Annotated in this window: 21 protein-coding genes; 17 read left to right on the top strand and 4 right to left on the bottom strand. The window is 35.7% G+C overall.

Annotation, left to right across the window (positions count from 1 at the left end):
* Window positions 1–7 precede the first annotated feature (7 nt).
* Genes ADS77_RS08330 through ADS77_RS08250 form a run of 17 tightly spaced genes read left to right on the top strand, consistent with a single transcriptional unit; the run spans window position 8 to window position 16,561 of the window.
* Window positions 8–811 (top strand): transketolase, encoded by an 804-nt coding sequence (locus ADS77_RS08330; protein WP_082355635.1) that lies wholly within the window; start codon window positions 8–10, stop codon window positions 809–811.
* The gene (locus ADS77_RS08325) at window positions 808–1,728 is read left to right on the top strand and encodes a transketolase family protein (RefSeq protein WP_054203331.1); all 921 of its coding nucleotides are present in this window, start codon (window positions 808–810) and stop codon (window positions 1,726–1,728) included. The genes ADS77_RS08330 and ADS77_RS08325 overlap by 4 nt, the downstream gene beginning before the upstream one ends.
* Entirely contained in the window at window positions 1,725–2,339 is a 615-nt protein-coding gene (locus ADS77_RS08320) for a hypothetical protein (protein WP_054203332.1), read from the top strand. Before ADS77_RS08325 ends, ADS77_RS08320 begins: the two co-directional genes overlap by 4 nt.
* A gap of 1 nt (window position 2,340) precedes the next feature.
* Window positions 2,341–2,841: an adenylyl-sulfate kinase gene (locus ADS77_RS08315; protein WP_054203333.1), complete on the top strand. Its 501-nt coding sequence runs from the start codon at window positions 2,341–2,343 to the stop codon at window positions 2,839–2,841.
* The gene (locus tag ADS77_RS08310; RefSeq protein ID WP_054453866.1) at window positions 2,838–3,611 is read left to right on the top strand and encodes a class I SAM-dependent methyltransferase; all 774 of its coding nucleotides are present in this window, start codon (window positions 2,838–2,840) and stop codon (window positions 3,609–3,611) included. The genes ADS77_RS08315 and ADS77_RS08310 overlap by 4 nt, the downstream gene beginning before the upstream one ends.
* Window position 3,612: 1 nt before the next feature.
* Window positions 3,613–5,931, top strand: a complete 2,319-nt coding sequence (locus ADS77_RS08305) for a PEP/pyruvate-binding domain-containing protein (protein WP_054453864.1) — start codon at window positions 3,613–3,615, stop codon at window positions 5,929–5,931.
* Window positions 5,928–6,527 (top strand): gamma-glutamyl-gamma-aminobutyrate hydrolase family protein, encoded by a 600-nt coding sequence (locus ADS77_RS08300; protein ID WP_054203336.1) that lies wholly within the window; start codon window positions 5,928–5,930, stop codon window positions 6,525–6,527. Before ADS77_RS08305 ends, ADS77_RS08300 begins: the two co-directional genes overlap by 4 nt.
* A gap of 1 nt (window position 6,528) precedes the next feature.
* Entirely contained in the window at window positions 6,529–7,284 is a 756-nt protein-coding gene (locus tag ADS77_RS08295; protein ID WP_054203337.1) for an NTP transferase domain-containing protein, read from the top strand.
* A gap of 9 nt (window positions 7,285–7,293) precedes the next feature.
* Window positions 7,294–8,595: a hypothetical protein gene (locus ADS77_RS08290; RefSeq protein WP_054203338.1), complete on the top strand. Its 1,302-nt coding sequence runs from the start codon at window positions 7,294–7,296 to the stop codon at window positions 8,593–8,595.
* 1 nt (window position 8,596) lies between these two features.
* On the top strand, window positions 8,597–9,757 hold the full coding sequence (locus ADS77_RS08285; protein ID WP_054453863.1) for a sulfotransferase: 1,161 nt from the start codon (window positions 8,597–8,599) through the stop codon (window positions 9,755–9,757).
* A 5-nt stretch (window positions 9,758–9,762) separates the two neighbouring features.
* The gene (locus tag ADS77_RS08280; protein WP_054203340.1) at window positions 9,763–10,428 is read left to right on the top strand and encodes a class I SAM-dependent methyltransferase; all 666 of its coding nucleotides are present in this window, start codon (window positions 9,763–9,765) and stop codon (window positions 10,426–10,428) included.
* A gap of 4 nt (window positions 10,429–10,432) precedes the next feature.
* Window positions 10,433–11,392, top strand: a complete 960-nt coding sequence (locus tag ADS77_RS08275; protein WP_054453861.1) for a phosphotransferase — start codon at window positions 10,433–10,435, stop codon at window positions 11,390–11,392.
* Between the two features lie 12 nt (window positions 11,393–11,404).
* Window positions 11,405–12,484 (top strand): class I SAM-dependent methyltransferase, encoded by a 1,080-nt coding sequence (locus ADS77_RS08270; RefSeq protein WP_152960597.1) that lies wholly within the window; start codon window positions 11,405–11,407, stop codon window positions 12,482–12,484.
* A 14-nt stretch (window positions 12,485–12,498) separates the two neighbouring features.
* Window positions 12,499–13,557 (top strand): zinc-binding dehydrogenase, encoded by a 1,059-nt coding sequence (locus ADS77_RS08265; protein ID WP_054203343.1) that lies wholly within the window; start codon window positions 12,499–12,501, stop codon window positions 13,555–13,557.
* Window positions 13,554–14,408, top strand: coding sequence for a sugar nucleotide-binding protein (locus ADS77_RS08260; RefSeq protein WP_054203344.1), 855 nt, complete (start codon window positions 13,554–13,556; stop codon window positions 14,406–14,408). The genes ADS77_RS08265 and ADS77_RS08260 overlap by 4 nt, the downstream gene beginning before the upstream one ends.
* A 9-nt stretch (window positions 14,409–14,417) precedes the next feature.
* The gene (locus ADS77_RS08255; protein WP_054203345.1) at window positions 14,418–15,866 is read left to right on the top strand and encodes a PfkB family carbohydrate kinase; all 1,449 of its coding nucleotides are present in this window, start codon (window positions 14,418–14,420) and stop codon (window positions 15,864–15,866) included.
* Window positions 15,863–16,561, top strand: coding sequence for a nucleotidyltransferase family protein (locus ADS77_RS08250; protein ID WP_054203346.1), 699 nt, complete (start codon window positions 15,863–15,865; stop codon window positions 16,559–16,561). The genes ADS77_RS08255 and ADS77_RS08250 overlap by 4 nt, the downstream gene beginning before the upstream one ends.
* Window positions 16,562–16,566: 5 nt before the next feature.
* Here the strand turns inward: ADS77_RS08250 and ADS77_RS08245 are convergent, their stop codons facing one another.
* Genes ADS77_RS08245 through fliD form a run of 4 tightly spaced genes read right to left on the bottom strand, consistent with a single transcriptional unit; the run spans window position 16,567 to window position 20,848 of the window.
* The gene (locus ADS77_RS08245) at window positions 16,567–18,681 is read right to left on the bottom strand and encodes a 6-hydroxymethylpterin diphosphokinase MptE-like protein (protein WP_054453858.1); all 2,115 of its coding nucleotides are present in this window, start codon (window positions 18,679–18,681) and stop codon (window positions 16,567–16,569) included.
* 12 nt (window positions 18,682–18,693) lie between these two features.
* On the bottom strand, window positions 18,694–18,993 hold the full coding sequence (locus tag ADS77_RS08240) for a hypothetical protein (RefSeq protein WP_054453856.1): 300 nt from the start codon (window positions 18,991–18,993) through the stop codon (window positions 18,694–18,696).
* On the bottom strand, window positions 18,983–19,411 hold the full coding sequence (fliS, locus tag ADS77_RS08235; RefSeq protein WP_054203349.1) for a flagellar export chaperone FliS: 429 nt from the start codon (window positions 19,409–19,411) through the stop codon (window positions 18,983–18,985). The genes ADS77_RS08240 and fliS overlap by 11 nt, the downstream gene beginning before the upstream one ends.
* Before the next feature lie 30 nt (window positions 19,412–19,441).
* Window positions 19,442–20,848, bottom strand: a complete 1,407-nt coding sequence (gene fliD / locus ADS77_RS08230) for a flagellar filament capping protein FliD (protein WP_054203350.1) — start codon at window positions 20,846–20,848, stop codon at window positions 19,442–19,444.
* Window positions 20,849–20,873: the final 25 nt, after the last annotated feature.

The following is a 20,873-nucleotide window of genomic DNA, read 5'->3' as shown; positions in this document are numbered from 1 at the left end:
GATAACTATGAATTTAGAGCAAATAGCAGCAAAAATACGATACACATTATGTGACGTATCGAGTAAAACAAAAACCCCACACTTGGGTAGTTCACTGTCATGTACTGATATATTAACAGCACTTTATTGGCAAGTACTCAATGTAGAACCATCAACACCATCAATGCCAAGCAGGGATTACTTCTTGCTTGGTAAAGGCCATGCTGCAAGTGCACTTTATACCACACTTGCCTACAGGGGTTTTTACCCAGTGGTAGATCTTTATCAACACGGCCAAACCGACTCTGTTTTTGAAGAGCACCCCGGCATAAACTCCCCTAAAGGAGTTGATACTGTTTCGGGATCACTTGGCCATGCGCTTTCACTTGCAACAGGTATGGCATTAACCTGTAAAATTCAAAAAAAAACTAATCGCTTTTATGTCCTCATGGGCGATGGTGAGCTCAATGAAGGAACGATTTGGGAAGCGGCCATGTTTGCAGCCGGTAAACAATTATCCAATCTCGTTGCCATCATTGATTTTAATAAACTTCAAGGCACTGGTGAAAGCTGTGAAATAATGCACCTTGAACCATTAGAAGAAAAATGGCGGGCATTTGGCTGGCACACAATTCGCCTTGATGGTCATGATATTTCGGCTATCAGCGACGCTTTAAAGGATGCGCAATCTTACGACAAACCGGTGTGTATAATCGCTGATACAATTAAAGGAAAAGGTATTTCTTTCATGGAAAACGATAACAACTGGCATTATCGTATACCAACCCAAGATGAAGTTGAAAAAGCAAAACAGGAGTTGGGGCTAAAATGAGAAATGCATTTGCAAATTGTTTGACTGAATTAGCTAAATCCGACACCAGTTTAATGCTTTTCTACGCTGATATCGGTAATCGTTTATTCAATAATCTAAAAGAAGTTGCTCCCGATAGAACAATCAATGCAGGCATCGCCGAAGCAAATATGGCATCAATGGCTGCGGGCTCCGCAATGATGGGCCAAAAACCGTTTATTTATACCATTACGCCATTTACTACAGCGAGAAACTTTGAACAAATAAAAATAGATATCGCTTACCAAAACCAACCCGTTATCATCGTTGGCACGGGCTCAGGCTTATCGTATGCTAATTTAGGGCCCACCCATCATTCGTTTGAAGATATCGCATTAATGCGAAGCTTGCCAAATATGAATATTGTATGCCCTGCCGATTCAGACGAACTCAGCGTATTAATGCCCCAATTAATCAAACTCAACCAGCCGTGTTACTTTAGAATTGGTAAAAAAAATGAGCCAAAGGTTCACAAAATTTTACCTAACTTAAAGTTTGGACATGCATATACAATGCAAGAGGGTCAAACAGTCGCAATATTAGCAACGGGCACGATTATGCCACTCGCAAATGATTTGTTCATTGAACTTCAAAGTAAAGGCATTAACGCCGAGCTTGTCAGTTTTCATACAGTAAAACCCCTTGATACTCAATATTTAGCCTTAGCTTGTGAGCGCTTTGAACATATAATCACTCTTGAAGAACACAATGTGAATGGCGGCTTTGGCAGTGCCGTACTTGAATATATTAGTGAACAACCTAAAACACCAAGAGTACACCGTTTTGGTATCCCTGATAAATTTATTGATCAAGTTCATAGTACTGAAGATGCACGTAAAAAAGCAGGTTTAACTGTTTTAGATATAATCACAACACTAAAAAATAGAGCTGTAATATGATTATCGGTATCGATTTTGATAATACTATTGCTGACTATACAGGTGTGTTTCATCGCGTTGGAGTGAAATTAGGCTGGCTTCCAAAAGAAGTGGGGCAAACAAAAGAAGATGTGAAAGCATACTTTATTAATGCTGGAAATGAACCAAAGTGGACTGAATTACAAGGTATCGTATATGGGAAAGAAATTAACCAAGCTAAACCATACCTAGGTTGCCTAGAGGCAATAAAAAGCTTAAAAAAAGAAGGCCATAGTATTTTCATCGTGTCGCATAAGACTAAATACCCAATTATTGGTGATAAAACTAACTTTCATATTGCGGCCACTAATTGGCTAAAAAGTCATGGTTTTACTAATTGTACCGATGGACCTATTGCCTCTGAAAACATATCATTTCATGAAAAACAAGAAATAAAAATAAATCGGATTTCAACTCTCCAATGTGATTTTTTTATTGATGATCTTAGTAGTGTCTTAAATAGCGCTTTATTTCCATTACCAACAGAAAAAATTCTTTTTAATCAAAAGCCACATCCGAGCATTGAGTTAAATACGAGTGATTGGAAGAAAGTTCATCCAATGATTAACTCTTTCATAAATAGGAGGAGTTAAAATGGTGATTTGGCTAACAGGTCGTCAAGGTGCAGGGAAGACAACCTTGGCAAAAATATTGCATAACATATTGGATGAAAAGTTAAACAAAGTAATCCTTCTTGATGGAGATAAACTGCGTGAGGTTTTGGGTAATCAAAATTACGATAACGACTCTCGCTCAGCACTAGCAATGACTTACGCTAGGCTATCAAACATGCTATCTCAACAAGGAGCTACCGTTATTTGTGCAACAGTATCCATGTTTCACAGTGTCAGGGAATGGAACAGGTCAAATAACGCACAATATTTTGAAGTGTATATTAAAGTTGAACCTGACGTATTAATTAAAAGAAACCAAAAACAGCTATATTCCGAAGCTGCGCTAAATAATAAGAATTATCTACATGGGTATGATATTCCTTTTGAAGAACCATTAGCACCGGATTTAATACTTAATAATAACGGTCTAGAAACGCCGCTTGAAGCAGTCAACAAAATTGTAATGGAATTAATAAAATGAAAAAAAAACTTGGTGATTTCACTGGCCTAGCAAAAAATTACTCATTATATAGACCTAGTTACTGCCCTTTAGTATGTAAAGCCATTTTAGGGTTAATCGATAAGAATAATAATGAGATCGATTTTGTAGATGTCGGTGCTGGTACTGGTATTTGGACTCGTATGATCAACCACGCTGGCTTAAATAGTACTGTCGCAATTGAGCCTAATGATGATATGAGAAAGCATGGTATTTTGGACAGTCAAAAAACAAACATCACCTGGGTAAATGGCTCTGGTGAAAATACAACGCTAAATGACAACAGTGCCGATTTACTTTCCATGGCTTCATCATTTCACTGGGTAGATTTTGAAAAAGCAATAAAAGAATTTTCTCGAGTACTACGCCCGGGCGGTTTTTTTACAGCAGTATGGAATCCTCGACATATTGAGTGCAATCCATTACTTGTCGAAATTGAAGAAAAGTTATATGAAATAGCGCCTCATATAAAACGCGTGTCATCTGGGAACTCTGATTTTACCGATACACTAACAGAACGTCTAAGAAATGCCGATGTATTCTCCGATGCTATTTACTTAGAAGGGTTTCATACTATAAAACAAACACCTGAAGAGTATTTAGGCGTCTGGTGGTCAGTGAACGATATTCGAGCACAAGCAGGTGAAGATAAATTTATGCAATTTATGGCTTTTGTCGAAGAAAAAACAAGTAACTTAGATTTTATTGAGACAACTTATAAAACAAGAGCTTGGCTAGCTAGAGTCCGTTAGAATGATTTTTACTACCAAATCGCAAAATCTAATCTCTTTACAGAACATTTTAACAACTGCGAAGATACTCCCGCAATTTTGTTTTACAGCAGAACAATGGAAAAATGAATCTAACGATGTTCTGAATAGTTTTTTTACATTATATAAATGGAGTAATAAAAAGCTAATTGTAAGAAGTAGTGCTGTCTGTGAGGATAGCGCCTTTCAATCATATGCTGGTTATTATGACTCCATACTCAATGTCGAAGGAGTGAAAAAACTAGAAAGTGCGATAGAAAGTGTTTATCAATCATTTGAAAACTACACCCCTAATGATGAAATATTCATTCAACCAATGCTGGAAAATGTAGACATTAGCGGAGTCGCTTTTACAAAAGATCCTTCTAACAATACGCCTTACTATGTTTTAAACTACTCATTGTCCAGTTCAACTGACGCCATAACCGCAGGTACTTCCAATGAGAATGTCAGTTATATATCAAAGCAATTTGATGGATTAGATAAAGAGTCTTGGCAATTTAAATTATGCTCTCTATGTAAAGAACTCGAAAAAATATATGGGCTTGATGCACTAGATATTGAATTTGCAGTTGATAAAAATAAACATTTATACCTATTTCAAGTTAGACCCTTGATAATTAAAAGCCTAGATAATTTTTGCGATCAAGAACATTTTAAAATATTAAAAACGCTAGAAGCAACTATAAGTAGATTCATAAAGCCACACCCTTATTTAAATGGAGAGCGCTCTGTTTTAGGCATTATGCCTGATTGGAATCCAGCCGAAATTATTGGTGTTCGACCTCGCCCACTCGCTCTTTCTTTATATAAAGAGTTAATTACCGATTCAACATGGGCATATCAAAGAAATAATTATGGTTATAAGCAACTAAGAAGCTTTCCTCTTTTACTTTCCTTAGCTGGCTTACCTTATATTGATGTAAGAGTAAGTTTTAATTCATTTATACCTAAAGATACACCTGATAGGCTTGCTGAAAAATTAGTTAATTATTATATAAACGAATTAAAAAATGCCCCCGAAAAGCATGACAAAGTTGAGTTTGATATTATATTTTCTTGCTTTACTTTAGATTTGAATGAGCGTTTAAAACGCTTAAGTGAAGCTGGATTTTCCGAATCTGAATTAATAACATTCACTGAATCACTAAAAAAATTAACAAATAATATAATTAAAAATGATGGCTTATGGAAAAAAGACATCGAAAAGATTAACACACTCCCTAATCGTCGAATAAAAATATTAAGTAGCGACTTATCTAAAGTAGAGAAAATCCACTGGTTGCTGGAAGATTGTAAAAGATACGGCACACTTCCATTTGCAGGGCTTGCGAGAGCTGGTTTTATTGCGGTGCAATTTTTACGCTCAATGGTTGCTAAAAATATAATAACAGAGCAAGACTACAATAAGTTTTTGTCTTCAATTGCGACTGTTAGTTCCACATTAAAACAAGATTTCATTAACCTCCCTCTATCAAGTTTTTTACAGCAGTATGGGCATCTTCGCCCAGGCACATACGACATACTTTCTCCTCGTTATGACAAGGCACCAGAGCGTTACTTTAATCAATCAGATAAAAATGTTAAAGAGCAAACTTTCGATAACTTTACTTTGAGTTTAGAACAGCTTTCCGCTCTTAAAGAGTTATTAGAAAAAAGTGGCATTGAACATGATGTGATATCTCTGTTCTCATTTATAAAAGGTGCAATAGAGGGAAGAGAATATGCCAAGTTTATCTTCACTCATAGCCTAAGTGATGCTCTTGAGCTTATTACAGAGTTAGGACTTGAACATCAGTTAAATACAGATGATATGTCATATGTTGATATATCATCCATACTTAAAACTTATTCAAGTAGCGATGATCTACTAAATATTATTAAAAGCTCTATCGATACTGGGAAAAAAAATCACCTAAAAGCACAGCAGATCACACTCCCGCCACTAATATCGAGTCCATCTGATGCATACTTTTTTAACATGCCTGAAGGTGAACCTAACTATATTACACAAGGTAAAATAACTGCCGAAACAACGATGAATCCAGCTGCATATGAAGAACTGGCAGGAAAAATTGTTTTTATTCCTTCAGCAGATCCTGGATTTGATTGGTTGTTTTCTCATCCAATTGCAGGGCTTATTACTAAATATGGGGGATGTAATAGCCATATGGCGATTAGAGCTGGTGAGCTTAATATACCTTCAGTTATCGGCGCGGGTGAAATTTTATATGCAAAATGGCTTAAAGCCGAAAAATTAGAGCTAGATGCAAACAATAAAAAAGTGATAATTATCAGATGAAATTAATTGGTATAACACAACGAGTTGATATTCATCCAACCTATGGTGAACGTCGTGATGCTTTAGATCAGCGATGGTATCAATTCTTTTTATATTGCGGATTCATACCAATTCTAATCCCTAACTGTATAAAAACTTGTCGTGCTCTGCTTGCTAGAGTCCAGTTAGATGGCTTTGTTTTCACAGGAGGCAATTCGCCAATGCACTATGCTGGGGATGCCCCAGAAAGAGATGATGTAGAGGCTTTTCTAATAGAACATTGCGAAACTGTAGGCTTACCTATTCTAGGCGTATGCAGAGGGATGCAAATGATACAACTTCATTATGGTGGCTCGTTAGACTGTATAAAAGGCCACGTTAATAAGATAATTGAAATAAAAACGGATGAAGAGCAGTTACCTAGATTTGTAAACTCATATCATACTCTAGGGACCACTACAACAAAAAAGCCTTTATTAACAAAAGCTAAAAGTAGTGACAATATAGTCAAAGCAATAGAGCATAGCCGCTATAGTATCTTTGGGATTATGTGGCACCCTGAAAGAAATACCCCCTACTGCGATGAAGATATACAACTTTTCAAGGATATATTTTAAAATGAAAGCCATTATACTTGCCGCAGGTACAGGCTCAAGACTCGAGCATTTAACAACAGATAAGCCAAAGTGCTTAGTGGAGTTATGGCACGAACCATTGCTTAAAAGGCAATTACGCCAACTCAATTCTTTAGGAATAAAAGACACATTAGTCATCACTGGGTTTAAAAGTGAAGCAATATTAGAGTATACAAATAACATTGTGATTAATACTGAATACGATAGCTCGAATATGGTATTTAGCTTAGCTAAGTCAATCGATTGGATTAAAAAACATGCTGACGAAGAATTCATTGTTCTCTATGCAGACATTGCCTACCATACCGATACATTAAAAGAACTAATTAAGCATAAGTCTTCATTCCCTTTAACTGTCCTTGGTAATTTAAAATGGCAAGAACTTTGGGAAATGCGTATGGAAAACCCATATGATGACGCTGAAAGCTTTATATACAATGATCAATTAACATTAACAAATATTGGCAATAAGCTTACAAGTCAATCACAAGCAATGGCCCAATTTATGGGGATGTTTAAAGTAGAAGCAACAGTGCTAATAGAGCAACTGCAACTATTTATTAATGAATCTCATGATTTTAGTGTAAAAAATATGTATATGACTTCGCTTTTACAAAAATTAGCGAACCAATATTTCGTCGACGTACTTTTAATCGACGGTCGCTGGATTGAACTTGATACATTAGCTGATTACACTCTTTATAGTACACAAAATCGCCTTTTCTTTGGCTTAGACTAAGAATAATAAATGTATACAATAATATATGGTATAAGTTCACCGACAGAACTATTTTTAAAATCTTCAATCAATACAGGTAATAATCTATTTGCTTGTACGGATGGTGGAGAGTCCTACAAAGGCACTCAAGCTCTTAGCCTTGAAGATTTGGCGTTAGTCCCTCATGATCAAATTGATAGAATTATTATTTGTTCCATGTTTGTTTCTGAAATATGTAATGGTTTACGTGAAAAAGGCCTGCCATTAGAGCGCACTTATTTTTTTGACCATACAAAGAAAAAACTAATTCATTACAATGCATTATTAGCTAAGCAAGTCAGTAGTGAAGATATCTTATATGCCGTTTACGACCTATCAGTTCATTTAGCATGTTTTGATGTAATTAACTTTGTGGTGTTAGCTGAAATTGCGAGAATAGAGCAACATAAAACACATATTCAATTTATTTTAGTCCACGATCGTTCAACAGTCGGTGAAAACTTTAATACACTTCGATTTCATGATGCTGATGATTACGCATGGCGGATTGAGAAAATAGTCAAAACAGTTTTTACCTGTGTTCCTAGCTACATATCTATTACTGAATTTCCTTTTAAAGAGGACGCTTTTATTTTCCTTGCAACAAAAGAGAACGTCTTCCCTGAATCGTATTATACAAATAAAAAGTCACCCGCTATCAACACTCTCTTACTAAGAAGTGTACCTTTGAAATATGATATGAGCGTCCTCAGCGCACCTTTAGTAGGTAAAAATCTTGCTGCATCTTTTTTAAATTCATTACCCGATAATAAAAAGATCATCGTAATAACACTTCGAGAATACGAAGCGCAGCCAAAAAGAAATAGTGACATTGCTCAGTGGTCTGCATTCCTTGATTCACTTGATTTGACAATATATTGCCCTGTGATTATAAGAGATACATATCAAAGCACTGAAAAACCTGACGACAGGTTAAAAAAATACATCCACTGCCCCCAGGCTTCAATGGACTTTTGTGTCCGTTTAGCACTGTACGAACTAGCCTATATTAATATGGGAGTCTCTAGTGGGCCTAACTACAGTATTAGCTTTGTTAAGGGTGCCCGCTCTATAATTTTCCAAATGATTGATGAAAACAACCCTGCGAGCTCATCTTGGACAGCAAAGCGTTCGGGTTTAGAAATAGGAAAAGATTTTTTCTTTAATGATAGTAAACTTCAAATGACTATTTGGGAAAAAGACGACTTGAATCATCTACAGCACGCTTTCGATATATTAGTAGCGCGTATTAATAAATTAACAAAAATCAATCCCCAACAAGCAGGTCAGTAATATGAACTTTAAAGTCGCGGTCGGAGTATGCTATGGCAGAGGGGGCTCTTTTTTTCTCCACTCACTCCTTGATGGGCATCCAGAAGTCATTAGCCTCCCCCCTTATATGATGAACTTGGCTCAGCATATTTTTAATACAGCGGATCTTGAAAATAAAGAATTTACCGAACAATTCATCTTAGACTTTAACAATCTATTTGTTGAAAGTTACTCTCAGTGTGTTAGTAACCAGTATATTAACTTTAATAATAATATGGCTAGAACGCAAACAGGGTTACTAAATTTAGATAAGAAAAAGTTTAAAGAAGCGCTTATTTTAGAGTTAGAAAATAAGCCTAAAGCATTCAATATTCGATTTATAGCTATTCATATTATTATATATCAGCTTCTAGGCATTAACACTTCAGATAAAAAAGTTATTTTTTATCAATTACATACTCCTAATTATACTGTAATGAGGAAAATGTATGACGAGTTCAATCACTTATTAGTTTGCCATTCAGTAAGAGATCCTATCGCGTCTTTTATTAGGATGTCTCTTGCTCATTGCAATGACTTGCAAAAGTTACCTGACTATGAAATATCGTTAGGGAGATCTACGGTTGAGTCATGCTTTAGACATTTCTTATATGCTGGAAGCGATCTAACTGGATGTGAAAACAGTAAGAGCCTAGCGATAAAGTTAGAACAACTCCATGCAACCCCTCAACAAACACTTCAACTGGTTACCTCATTTTTACAAATAGGATGGCATGATATTTTACTTGCTGAGACGATTAATCATGGTCAAAATTGGCAAGGGATCATCGGGGATACTACAGGCTTTAATCTTGAAAAAACATTAAACAATAATAGAAAGTATCGCTCTTATGTTGATGAATATGACTTAATTCGATTAGAAAAAATTGCTCGCCAACGTTTTTTAAAATGGGAATACCCTCTGCAATATGAAGATATCACAGAAAATTTAGATTTTGAAAAACCCTATGCTTTCGAGACGTTTTCATTAACTGTATCGAATAAAAATAAAAACCTAACAGATAGAAATGTTGATGCCGATATAACAGTCTGTAGAGGCGAATTACATACAGCCATCCTTAAAACGATCAATTATATGCCAGAGCAATTTGGTGCATTTACCTCAATTTCAACAAATGAGTAATTATTATGGATAACCAAGAACCGACTTATATAGAAGACTACCATGACTTTTTAGACGAAACAGAGCAATCAAAGTTGGGGCTAATGAGTAATGGAACATGGGATCTGGATCCAAGACGCCTCGGTATTATGCTTTCACGATATAAATTTGTATCAAAGATGCTCTCTGGACATAAAAAAACGGTGGAGATTGGTTGTGGTGATGCATTTGGTAGTCGTGTCGTCAGACAAGAAGTTAAGGAACTAACCGTTGCCGATATAGAGCCTCGTTTTATCGAAGATATTATTAAACGTAACTCTGTTAAATGGCCATTAATCCCTGTTGTACATGATATTTTAGAGAAGCCATTTGAGAGCACATTTGATTCGGCCTATTCCTTAGATGTACTTGAACATATTCCAGCAAAATTTGAAGATACATTTATCAATAATATAAAACTATCGCTCAACAATGACGGGGTTGTCATTTTAGGTATGCCATCGTTAGAATCTCAACAATATGCATCACCAGCAAGTAAAGCAGGCCATATCAATTGTAAATCTGGCCATGAATTTAAAGCGCTATGTGATAAGCATTTTAAGCATGTGTTTTTATTTTCTATGAATGATGAAGTTGTCCATACAGGCTTTTATCCTATGGCACACTATTTACTTGCTTTGTGTGTTAAGTAATTAAATGAACGATTTTTTATATAAGCATTTAAAAGCTCCCTGTCATATAAATGAAATTTCAGGCGGTGCAAATAGTCGTGTCTTTAATGTTAAAGATAGTGGAAATGAGTATATATTTAAGCAGTTTTTTACTAAGAACAATGATTATAAAGTTAAGTGTGAGCGAGAATTTTCATTTTTAAAGGCACTAACCCAATATAAAGAAAATAACACAGCTACACCAGTTGCCTGCGATATTGAGTTGGGTTATTTACTTATGTCAAAACTACCTGGTGAGAAAGTAACTCAACCAACAGAACAAAATATAAAAAGTGCATTTAGTTTTATTGTTAATTGTAACTCTCAGCAGCAAAAATTACAGATAATAAATGCAAAAGATGCGGTAAAAAAATTAGCTGACTTTGAATTACTTGTTACTAATCGGTTTTCAATAATTCAAAAGCAAGAAGTTATTTCATCAGCTTTTTTAAGTTTAGTTGAAAATAAAATAATGCCTTTTTTTTATAAAGTACAAAAAGACAACCGTCAACTTAATGGGCAAATGTCGCTTGACTGCAATTACTTATCGCCTTCAGATTTCGGTTTTCATAATATTTTAATAGATCAGAATGAGCTTTATTTTTATGATTTTGAGTATGCTGGCATCGACTCACTTTGGAAACTTACAGCCGATTTTTTCTCTCAACCTCAAATCCCTGTGCCTATTGATAAAATAAGCATTATTAAAGAGTTGCCGTTATTTGGTTTTTTAACTAAAAACAAAAGAGAATTTATAACCGCTTTTCAAATGACTAGAATTAAATGGTGTTTTATTATTGGTAATGTCTTTATTTCAGAAATATATAAAAGAAGGGAATTTGCGGATAAAGCACATATTTTAGATGAAGAAAACACCATAGAAAAAATAGAACGTTATTTAATTGAAACGCATTTTCAAACAAAAATATTAGAAGATATTCTTTAAGGATTATAGCTTGTGAAATGTATCATTTGTAATAATGAAATATCCTCAAGTGTGGATATGTTACATATTAATAAACCAATTGCATCTGATTGTCGAAACGTAAGTTTTACTGCTGATATTTTCCAATGCCAACATTGCCAGCATTATCAAAAGAATATAGATGCTCATTATTTAAATAACATAAATGAAATCTACACTCACTATCGACCTTACTCAGTTCAAAATGGTAAAGAGCAGCTTAATTTTACTGCAGATATCCCCTTTACTCGTTGTAGTGAAATACTAAAAATATCAGAGGAATTTTTGCCTCACGCAAATGCTCAATTTATTGATATAGGTACTGGCAGCGGTGTAATGTTAGAGGCTGTTTCACAGCGTTATTCAAACTGGACTAAAAGTGCACATGATGTATCGGGTGATTACCAGTTAAACTTAACTCAGAAATATAACCTTGCCTCTTTTTATAAAGGCGACTTAAGTAAGATAGATCATCGTTTTGATATAATTACATTGATTCATGTTTTAGAGCATATTACTTCACCACCTCAATTTTTAGATAGTATTAATGCCTTATTGTCTAATAATGGCATAGCCGTAATTCAAGTGCCTAATATTGCCGAGAATGAATGGGACTTTTCTATTTATGATCATGTTTCACATTTCACAAAACATACATTAAAAACACTACTTGATCAGCATTTTAAAAACGTATTCTTTCCTATCAAACAATTAAATAAAGAGATTACTGTTTTAGTATCAAACACCCATACCTTCCCAAAACAAGCGACAAGCCCAATAAAAAATGAGCAGCCACTTTTAGAATCATTTAATCTAAAAATACAGCAGCTGAAAAAATTACCAGCCTGCCACATCTTAGGGACGGGTCCAGCAGCGAGCTTTTGTGCTCATTTTTTAGGTGAAAAATTTCTTGGCTGGGTCGATGAAGATCCTTTAAAAATAGGCAAGGTTATGGCAAATAAAACGATACAAGATGCGAGTGAGCTTCATACATCTCCAATCTTTCTACCTTACCCCTTGTCACAAGTTGAGCAAATAAAAAATCGACTTCCGCAAAATAATTATATTTACTAAATGGAAATACATAAATGAAAGCTGCAGTGTTATTTAAAACAGGAGAGCCTTTAAGAGTGATAGATAACCTCGTTGCTCCTACACTCATAAGAGGGCAAATAAAAGTAGATATCATCTATACTGGGTTATGCCACTCACAACTAATGGAAGCCAAAGGGCTTAGAGGTGAAGATAAATACTTACCTCATTTATTAGGTCACGAAGCTGTCGCAAAAGTAAAAGAAATTGGTCCGCAAGTAAGTAAGGTCGCGATTGGCGATATTGTTGTGCTTGGTTGGATAAAGGGGGAAGGAATAGATGCCCCAGGTGGTATTTATACATACAACGACATTAAAATTAATGCAGGTAGCGTAACCACATTCTCTGAAGAATCCATTGTCTCTGAAAATAGAGTCGTTAAGCTTCCAGAAGGTATGCCATTACAGCTTGCTATACTGCTGGGCTGTGCGTTACCAACAGGTGCAGGGCTAGTTTTAAATCAACTAAAGCCCAAAGAAGACACTAATATTGCCATATTCGGTCTAGGCGGCATTGGCCTAAGTGCACTGATCACAACAACATTATTCAAACCAAATAAACTGATTGCTGTTGATATTGAGCCTGAAAAGCTTGAGTTGGCTAAAGCCTTAGGTGCCACTCACTGCTTTAATGCAAATTCACCAACTTACCTAGAAGAAATTAAAGAGTTAACTTCGGGCGGATGTGATTATACCGTTGAGGCGGGGGGGACATGTCGCTCCATAGAAGCCGCCTTTGAAGTAACAAAAGAGCAAGGAGGTGAATGTATTTTTGCCTCTCACCCTAAAGAAGGTGAAAAGATAAGCTTAGAGCCACACGCCTTTCATCGTGGAAAAAAGATATCTGGTAGCTGGGGTGGTAATTCGTACCCAGACTCTGATATACCCAAACTAGTAAATTTATACAAAGAGCATAATCTACCTCTTGATAAACTACTCTCAGCTAGCTACTCATTAGATGACATAAATAATGCGCTGAACGACCTCGATGAACGAAAAATAACTCGTGCATTAATTTCTATCAACCCACAATTAGATCCAATTAATAACTCATGAATATAGATAACCCAACATTAATAATTGGCGGTGATTCTGTTGTTGGTCGTTATCTACGTGATGAAAATCCCGATTACTTTTATACCTCTAGAAAAGAGAATAGCGAAGCTATTTACTTCGACTTACTCCAGCTAGATAGTTTCAACATAATTGAAAAAGCGATTGTTGAGTATAAAATCAGCACGGTAATTATACTTGCCAGTATAACATCCATTAAACAATGCGAACTGCAGCCTGAACTTACCCTACTCGTAAATGTACAGCGAACTAAATTATTACTTGAAAAAGTGAATAAACTCGGCTGTTTTGTTGTTTTTATATCTACTAATCATGTGTTTGATTGTAAATCAGCTTACAGTGTATGGGATGGGATTAAATCACCCTGCTCAAATTATGGACAACAAAAGCTTCAGGTTGAAAACTATATCGTCGAAAATAATTTTAATGCGAGTATTATTAGACCATCTAAAATTATTCATCGCCCATACTCTTTAATTGAAAGCATGATCGAATCTCTTAACAAAAAGCAGGTGTTTAATGCATTCAATGACCATTACTTTGCACCAATATCAATTCAGTTTTTTTCAACACTGTTAAAACTGATCATTCAAAATAAAAAGAAAGGGATTTTTCAAATTAGTGGAAAATCAGATCTAAGCTATTATGTTTTTTTAAGAATGCTTGCGAGTAAATTAGACTTAAACTCATCTTTAATCACACCTGTAAGTGCACTCTCAAAAGGTGTTACTCCAAATAAATATGGAACCCTTGAAGCGTATAATACTCTAACCAATACTTTACTATATCAATCTATTGAAGATACCATAAACGATTACTGCCAAGAAAATTAAGGTCATAAAGTGAAAAGAAAAACGGTTTTAGTCATCGGCAATTTCGATATACTCCATCCTGGGCATATTAGGTTGCTAAAGTTCGCTAAAGAATGCGGTGATTACCTTATAGTCGCAGTGAATAATGACAGTAATATGCTAATAAAAAGTAGGGTGTCAGAATTGCATCGCCTTGAAATGGTTCAATCACTTGAGTGTGTGGATGAAGCATTTTTGACTGAACTATGCAGTAATTCTTTAATTGCAAATTATCAGCCTTACGCAGTTGTAAAGGGTAAAGAGTTTGAAGAAAAAGAAAACCCTGAATACAAAGCACTAAAAACATATGGGGGAAAGTTGATTTTTGGCTCTGGTGAGTTTGAATCTAATTCCGAACAATACATTACAAGAACAATAAGCCATGGTCATAACTTTGATTACAAAAAATGTCAAAGTTATGCAACAAGGCACCAGTTTGATTATCAATCAATCAATACGGTATTCTCTCAATTTCGTGAAAACCGTGTTGCTGTAATTGGCGAAATAATCGTTGATGAATATATTCAAGGCACGGCTGTAGGTTTATCTCAAGAAGATCCTACCATTGTAATGACACCAGACAGAACAGATACTTTTCTAGGCGGGGCTGCAATTACAGCTGGCCATATAAAAGGGCTTGGTGCAAAAAATGTAAAGCTTTTTTCTGTACTTGGTAAGGATGATAAGGCTGAGTACGTAAAAAGTCATATTAAAAAGTACAATATTGAAACTGTACTTTTAGATGATAGCAGTCGTCCTACACCATTAAAGTCGCGGTACAGAGCGGGTAATAAAACACTTCTAAGGGTAAACCAAGTTCGCCAACATAAAATTTCTAAAGAAATTCAAACTGACTTATACCACCAACTTCAAAGTAACATTCAGAATTTTGATTTGTTGGTATTTTCTGATTTTAATTATGGATTACTACCTCAAACGCTTGTCGAAAAAATCATTCTATTATGTAAAAAAAATAATGTACGTATTGTCGCTGACAGTCAAACATCATCTCAAGTTGGTGATATCGCGCGTTATAAAGATATGATGCTAGTTACACCAACAGAAAAAGAAGTCCGCGTTGCTTTAAATAATATCGATGATGGCTTGCCCGTTCTAGCACAAAAACTCTGCGAAAAGGCGAATCCAACATATCTAGTTATTACCCTTGCAGGAGAAGGTGTTTTTATTCATCTGCCAGATCAAAACGGTCAATGGGAAAATGATATGCTGCCAGCTATTAACAGTAATGCGGTTGATCCTGCAGGAGCTGGTGATTGTTTCTTAGCGGCTAGCAGCCTTGCTTTATGTTCAGGCGCTACGCCATGGCAAGCATTTTATATTGCCAGTATCGCAGCTGCTTGCCAAGTTGATACTCTCGGAAACCAGCCACTGTCTTTTAACACTCTGCAACAACGTGTTTTGGAGTCATTTAAACTATGAAAGCAATATTATTAGCAGCAGGATTAGGCACTAGACTCAAACCTCTAACCAATACGATTCCAAAATGTTTAGTGCCTATATCTGGCCGCCCTCTTTTATCTTACTGGTTAGAAAAATTAGCTAATTTGGGTATAAATGAAATACTTATTAACGTTCACTATCTCGCTGAGCAAGTAGAAAACTACATAAGCCAATCCCCCTATAGAGATAAAATAACTATCGTTAAAGAAACCGCATTACTTGGCACTGGCGGAACATTAAAAAACAATGCTCAATTTTGGAAAGATGAAGAAGTAATCGTTATTCATGCTGATAATTTTTGCCTCAGTGATTTAAGCGGCCTTATTAATTCACACAACGTTAAACCTGCTCATGTAGATATGTCGCTATTACTATTTACGTCGAATCAACCGACTCAATGCGGCATTGTCGTTATGGATGCTGATAATGTTATCCATGAATTCCATGAAAAAGTGAGTAACCCACCAGGCAACTTAGCAAGTGGAGCGTTGTTTGTTTTTTCTGACTCTGTTTATGAGCGGTATTTTAAAGAATTAAAAGAGCATACCTTTTACGATTTAAGTAAAGATATAGTGCCTAATATGATTGGAAAAATGCAAGGATGGATCGTAGATGATGAGTATATGGATATCGGCACGCCCGAGAGCTATGAGCGTGCCCAAAAACTAATATAAAAAATTTACACGCCTTTATTCATCACTTTAAGTTGTTCGTCATTGAGAAAATCACAGGGCTTTTTGTAATTATCTTCAAAGTAGCTTTTCATATCAATAATATAATCTTGCCAAAGCGAGAAAAGCTCATCAAATTGTTCTAATGTAAATGCTTCATTTTCATAACTATAAAGCAATGTAATTAGTGGGCAGTGATAATATAATAACGAGCCTTTCATCATATGGTAAATATGACCTAATGGTGAATTTTTAAATGAATACACATACCGTTGCTGTCTTTTAAGTAAATCTGCGGCTTCTTTGATTGTTGTATAAGGTTCGTTACTAATAACTAATAAATGGCTGCACATATCAATAAAGCGCTGTATTTCGTAATCTTCATCATTTAATTTATCCAAACTCAGATTTTCAAAGTATCGCTTCTTGATTAACTCTACCAAAGGAGGCTTATCTAAGCTGTTTTCTGAGTCAATTAATTCATCCGCAGCTAATGAAATAGCGCCTTTAATTTTAGCCCCGTTACCAATATTAAATACATCAGCCAAGGGGTTTAACTCTACTAGTTTTTCCAACTGACTATGTGAAATTTTATATAAGTCGTTAGTATAAACAAAACCATCACCTAAATTACCCGGTAGAGTTTTCTCTGTAACAGGCACACACCCAATACCCTCTTCATCGTCTTTATCTTTTTTATAAAAGCTATGATCACTATGATGCTTTCCAGAAGGTAAACTTCCATTATCAACACCAAATAGATAAACATTCTTAAAACCAAAATTTAAGAAAAATGACAGCGCAGTATTAGAGACAAGTGGGTTGCTATATGGAATTAATGGCAATGTTTTAGAGCGATTTTTTAATGATAGAAAATTAATTAAATCAGTCCCCCCCTCATTACCTTTCAGCGCTAACCCAGACCATTCATATAACTCTGTCGTCTTAGGGTGAACCATATTAACGGCTAATAAATTAACTCGTTTATACGCTTCGATTGGTAAGGAGTCAGCGACTATCTTATAATTAGCGTAAGGCCTTTCTACTAACACATGAAAATCAGCTTGAATACCTATTCGCTCTAAAGATACTAGAGCAGACCCTGCAGCTACAACAATCCCTTTATTTTGATTGTTTTTTAAATAGTCAATAGCCTCATCTAACGATGGGCCATTGCCAACTAAAAACACTGGAATATCTAATAACGAAGCCGGTAGTTTGTCTTTATTCGTAAGAAAAAATTGGTTACTTTCAAGGTGAGAAATTGAGTGAGCAAACCCAGTTATTGCATCATTAAAAAAACCATGTCCCATTTGGAAGCGGAAGTAATCCGCAGCCCAGTTGGCTATTAACTCATTAATGTCACGTCCTGGCGTATGTTGGTAACAAAAGCTTCTGACCGCTGAAAACGCCCCTATATCTTCAACTACACTTTCTAAATCTTGAATGAACGTGTTTTTATCTGCTCCCAGATTAAAGAAAAGACAGTTTCCTTGATCATCAATTTTTTCAATAACATCAAACCAATCAATACAAAATAAACTTGCATAAAACTGCTCTAGATCAGGCTCAATAATAAATAAATAATCGAACTCAGTATGCTTTAATAATTCTGGTATGTGATACCCTAATCCTACGCCAAAAATAATACCTGATGGAAAATCACCAGGTAATTGCTCTATTTTTTTCTCGTCAAACTCTCTCAATTTACGCATAAACTGACCAAGTTTGACCATATACTCAGTGTGAAGGCGTTTATCTGAACTGCTATCCGGATACCCTGTATAGTCCGTTAGACTAAGAACAGGATGGGCAATCTGGCGTTTAACTTGCTCTTGGCTCTGCTCAAGCGGGTTCTGAGAATAAAGGGGGGCTGGGGCATTTTCAGGTATTATATTGCCATGACCACTTAGCGTTACGTGAATACAGAAATCATCTCGTAATGTTAAATTAGATAAAGCACCTATAATTTCAGGGTAATACTGTGTGAAGCACTGCCAATTTCTTTCAAAACGTTGATTTGCTTCAGTTGCAAAAATAGCTTCTCGCTCTTGGTGTTTAATTGTATCTTCTAGCTTTTCTGATAATAGGTTAAGCTCTTCATTAATATCATTACTATTCATCGTTGCTATTACCTATTTGATACTTTTATAAACATTTATTTTTTTCTGCGTATTTAAGTGAACACCAATCTTTTTTGCAATAACGCCTTTCCTCTGTATTAACTCCTGTACTGTCGTATTTAACCGTGTTGAGAAGTCAGATAAAAAAAGAGCATCATCTTCAGTTAATACTGTCGGGGAATTGAACACATTTTTTAATAAATCATCTAATTGGTTTAATTCACTTTGAGCTGAGTCAATATCATCTTCGAGTATGTATTGATTGATTTTTGATAACTTAGGAAGCAATTGTGATAACAGATTAGCCGACATTCGCGTCTATACCATTCTCATTTAGTGTTTGTTGGCGAACATCATGCGGAATTGCATCCCAAGCAGATTTAATCTCTTTTAACAAATTAGAAACCTCATCGACTATTTCAGGATCATTCTTTATAGTTGCATCGACTAAACGGTCAATCATATATGAATAAAGTGCATATAAATTCTCGGTCACTTCGCCACCTACTTCAAAATCTAAGCACCCTCGCAAGGCCTCGATTATGGCGGTTGCCTTAGATAAGTGTTCTGCTTTTGCTTCCATGTGCTTCTTTTCAATGGCTACTTTTGACATTACCATTTTTTCAATAGCACCCGCCATTAACATTTGGATAATTTCATAGCGATCCGCACCTGCAACTCGAGTCTTAAGTGCTTCTTTTTGATAATTTTTTACTTTTGCATTATACATATTAAAACCTTTTAAAATCAAAAATAGTCATTATGATTTGTTTCTTGTAAACCCAGGCAAGCTAGATAGTTGTGCGCTAAGGTAGGTCTGCGTTGATTGCATTTGTGCCAATAAAACATCTAACCCAGAATACTGTTTTCTTAGTCGCCCTTCTAACTCACCCATTCTAAACTCATGATTAATAACATCATCTTCTAAATCATCAATTTGAGTATTTAAGTTTGTTTCACGTTGCTTCATTATTCCATCCGAATCAACGTAATTTCCTAATAATTCCTCAAATTGTTTTGCTAGACCGTTATCACCAGCAAATGCTTTGCCAATGTCGTCAAAATTTTCATCCATAGCAACACTCAGGCTACGCACGAGTGATGACTTTTCTAAGTAACCATCTTTCTTAACACCTAAACCAATATCAAATATACTCTTAAAAGGACCAGAATCTGTTAAGTTAGTCGAAAGTGTATTCACAAGCTGTGAACTTAATGAACGAATTGTCGCGTCACTATTTAGCGGCTTACCGACTCGAGATTGAAACCCTAACTGACCAACTACATTATTATAGTTTGCAATAAATTCATCGATTAGTTTTGTTGGACTCTCACGGTCATAACTAACCGCAAGCTTTGCTGTTTCACCATCAACACTTTGGCGTTTAGCTGTGATCGTCATATCTTGCACTGCATCTTTAAACGTATTGGTGTCGTTTGTTATTGAAATACCATCGACTTTAATTATTGCACTTTGGGCTTGGTTCTCAGCAGCTATACCAATACCACCAGCACCGCCAGCGTTTGCTACGGTTGAAACGTTATCAAGTTCGGCATTGTCATTAGTGATCACAAGATCATTGTTATCGCCAGTTACATTTGATGTTAAAACTAGCTTAGCCTCAGTGCCTGTGTTAATTATATTTGCTGTCACACCAAAGTTATCATCAGAGTCATTTATCGCATCACGTAATTCAGCTAGAGTAGCGCCTGCATCCACAGTTAAATCAAAGCTTTTGTCTGGGCCTGCAGCAAAAGAAAGCGTTCCTCCAGAAGCACTAACCACATCATCAGTGGTTGTAAAAAGCGAGTCATTGGAAACGGCACGGCTGCCCTGAGCGAGCGCTACAACTTCGATTTTAAAGTCGCCAGGCGTAATATCTTTTGTTGGGGTAACTGAAACGAGATCGCCGTCATCACTGGTTGGTTGTGTGATGTTAGCAATTCGTTTATTGAAGTTATCTGGATCCGCTAGTTTCTCTATCGTATCTTGTAACTTAGAAAGTGCGCCTTTTATTTCACCAATAGCAGAAAGCTCTACTTTGAGTGATTCTTCTTTTTTTACAAAGGCATTCATTTTTGGAACATTTTCAGCGGCAACTGATGCGCTAATGATACTTTCGAGATCCAGCCCCGATCCAATACCTGCGGATGTAATTAGTGGCATACTTCTCTCCTACTATCTGTTCCAA

This window comes from Pseudoalteromonas porphyrae (genome assembly GCF_001298125.1).
Taxonomy (GTDB): domain Bacteria; phylum Pseudomonadota; class Gammaproteobacteria; order Enterobacterales; family Alteromonadaceae; genus Pseudoalteromonas; species Pseudoalteromonas neustonica.
The sequence above is the reverse complement of the archived record's forward strand: the minus strand, read 5'-3'. Positions and strand labels throughout refer to the sequence as shown.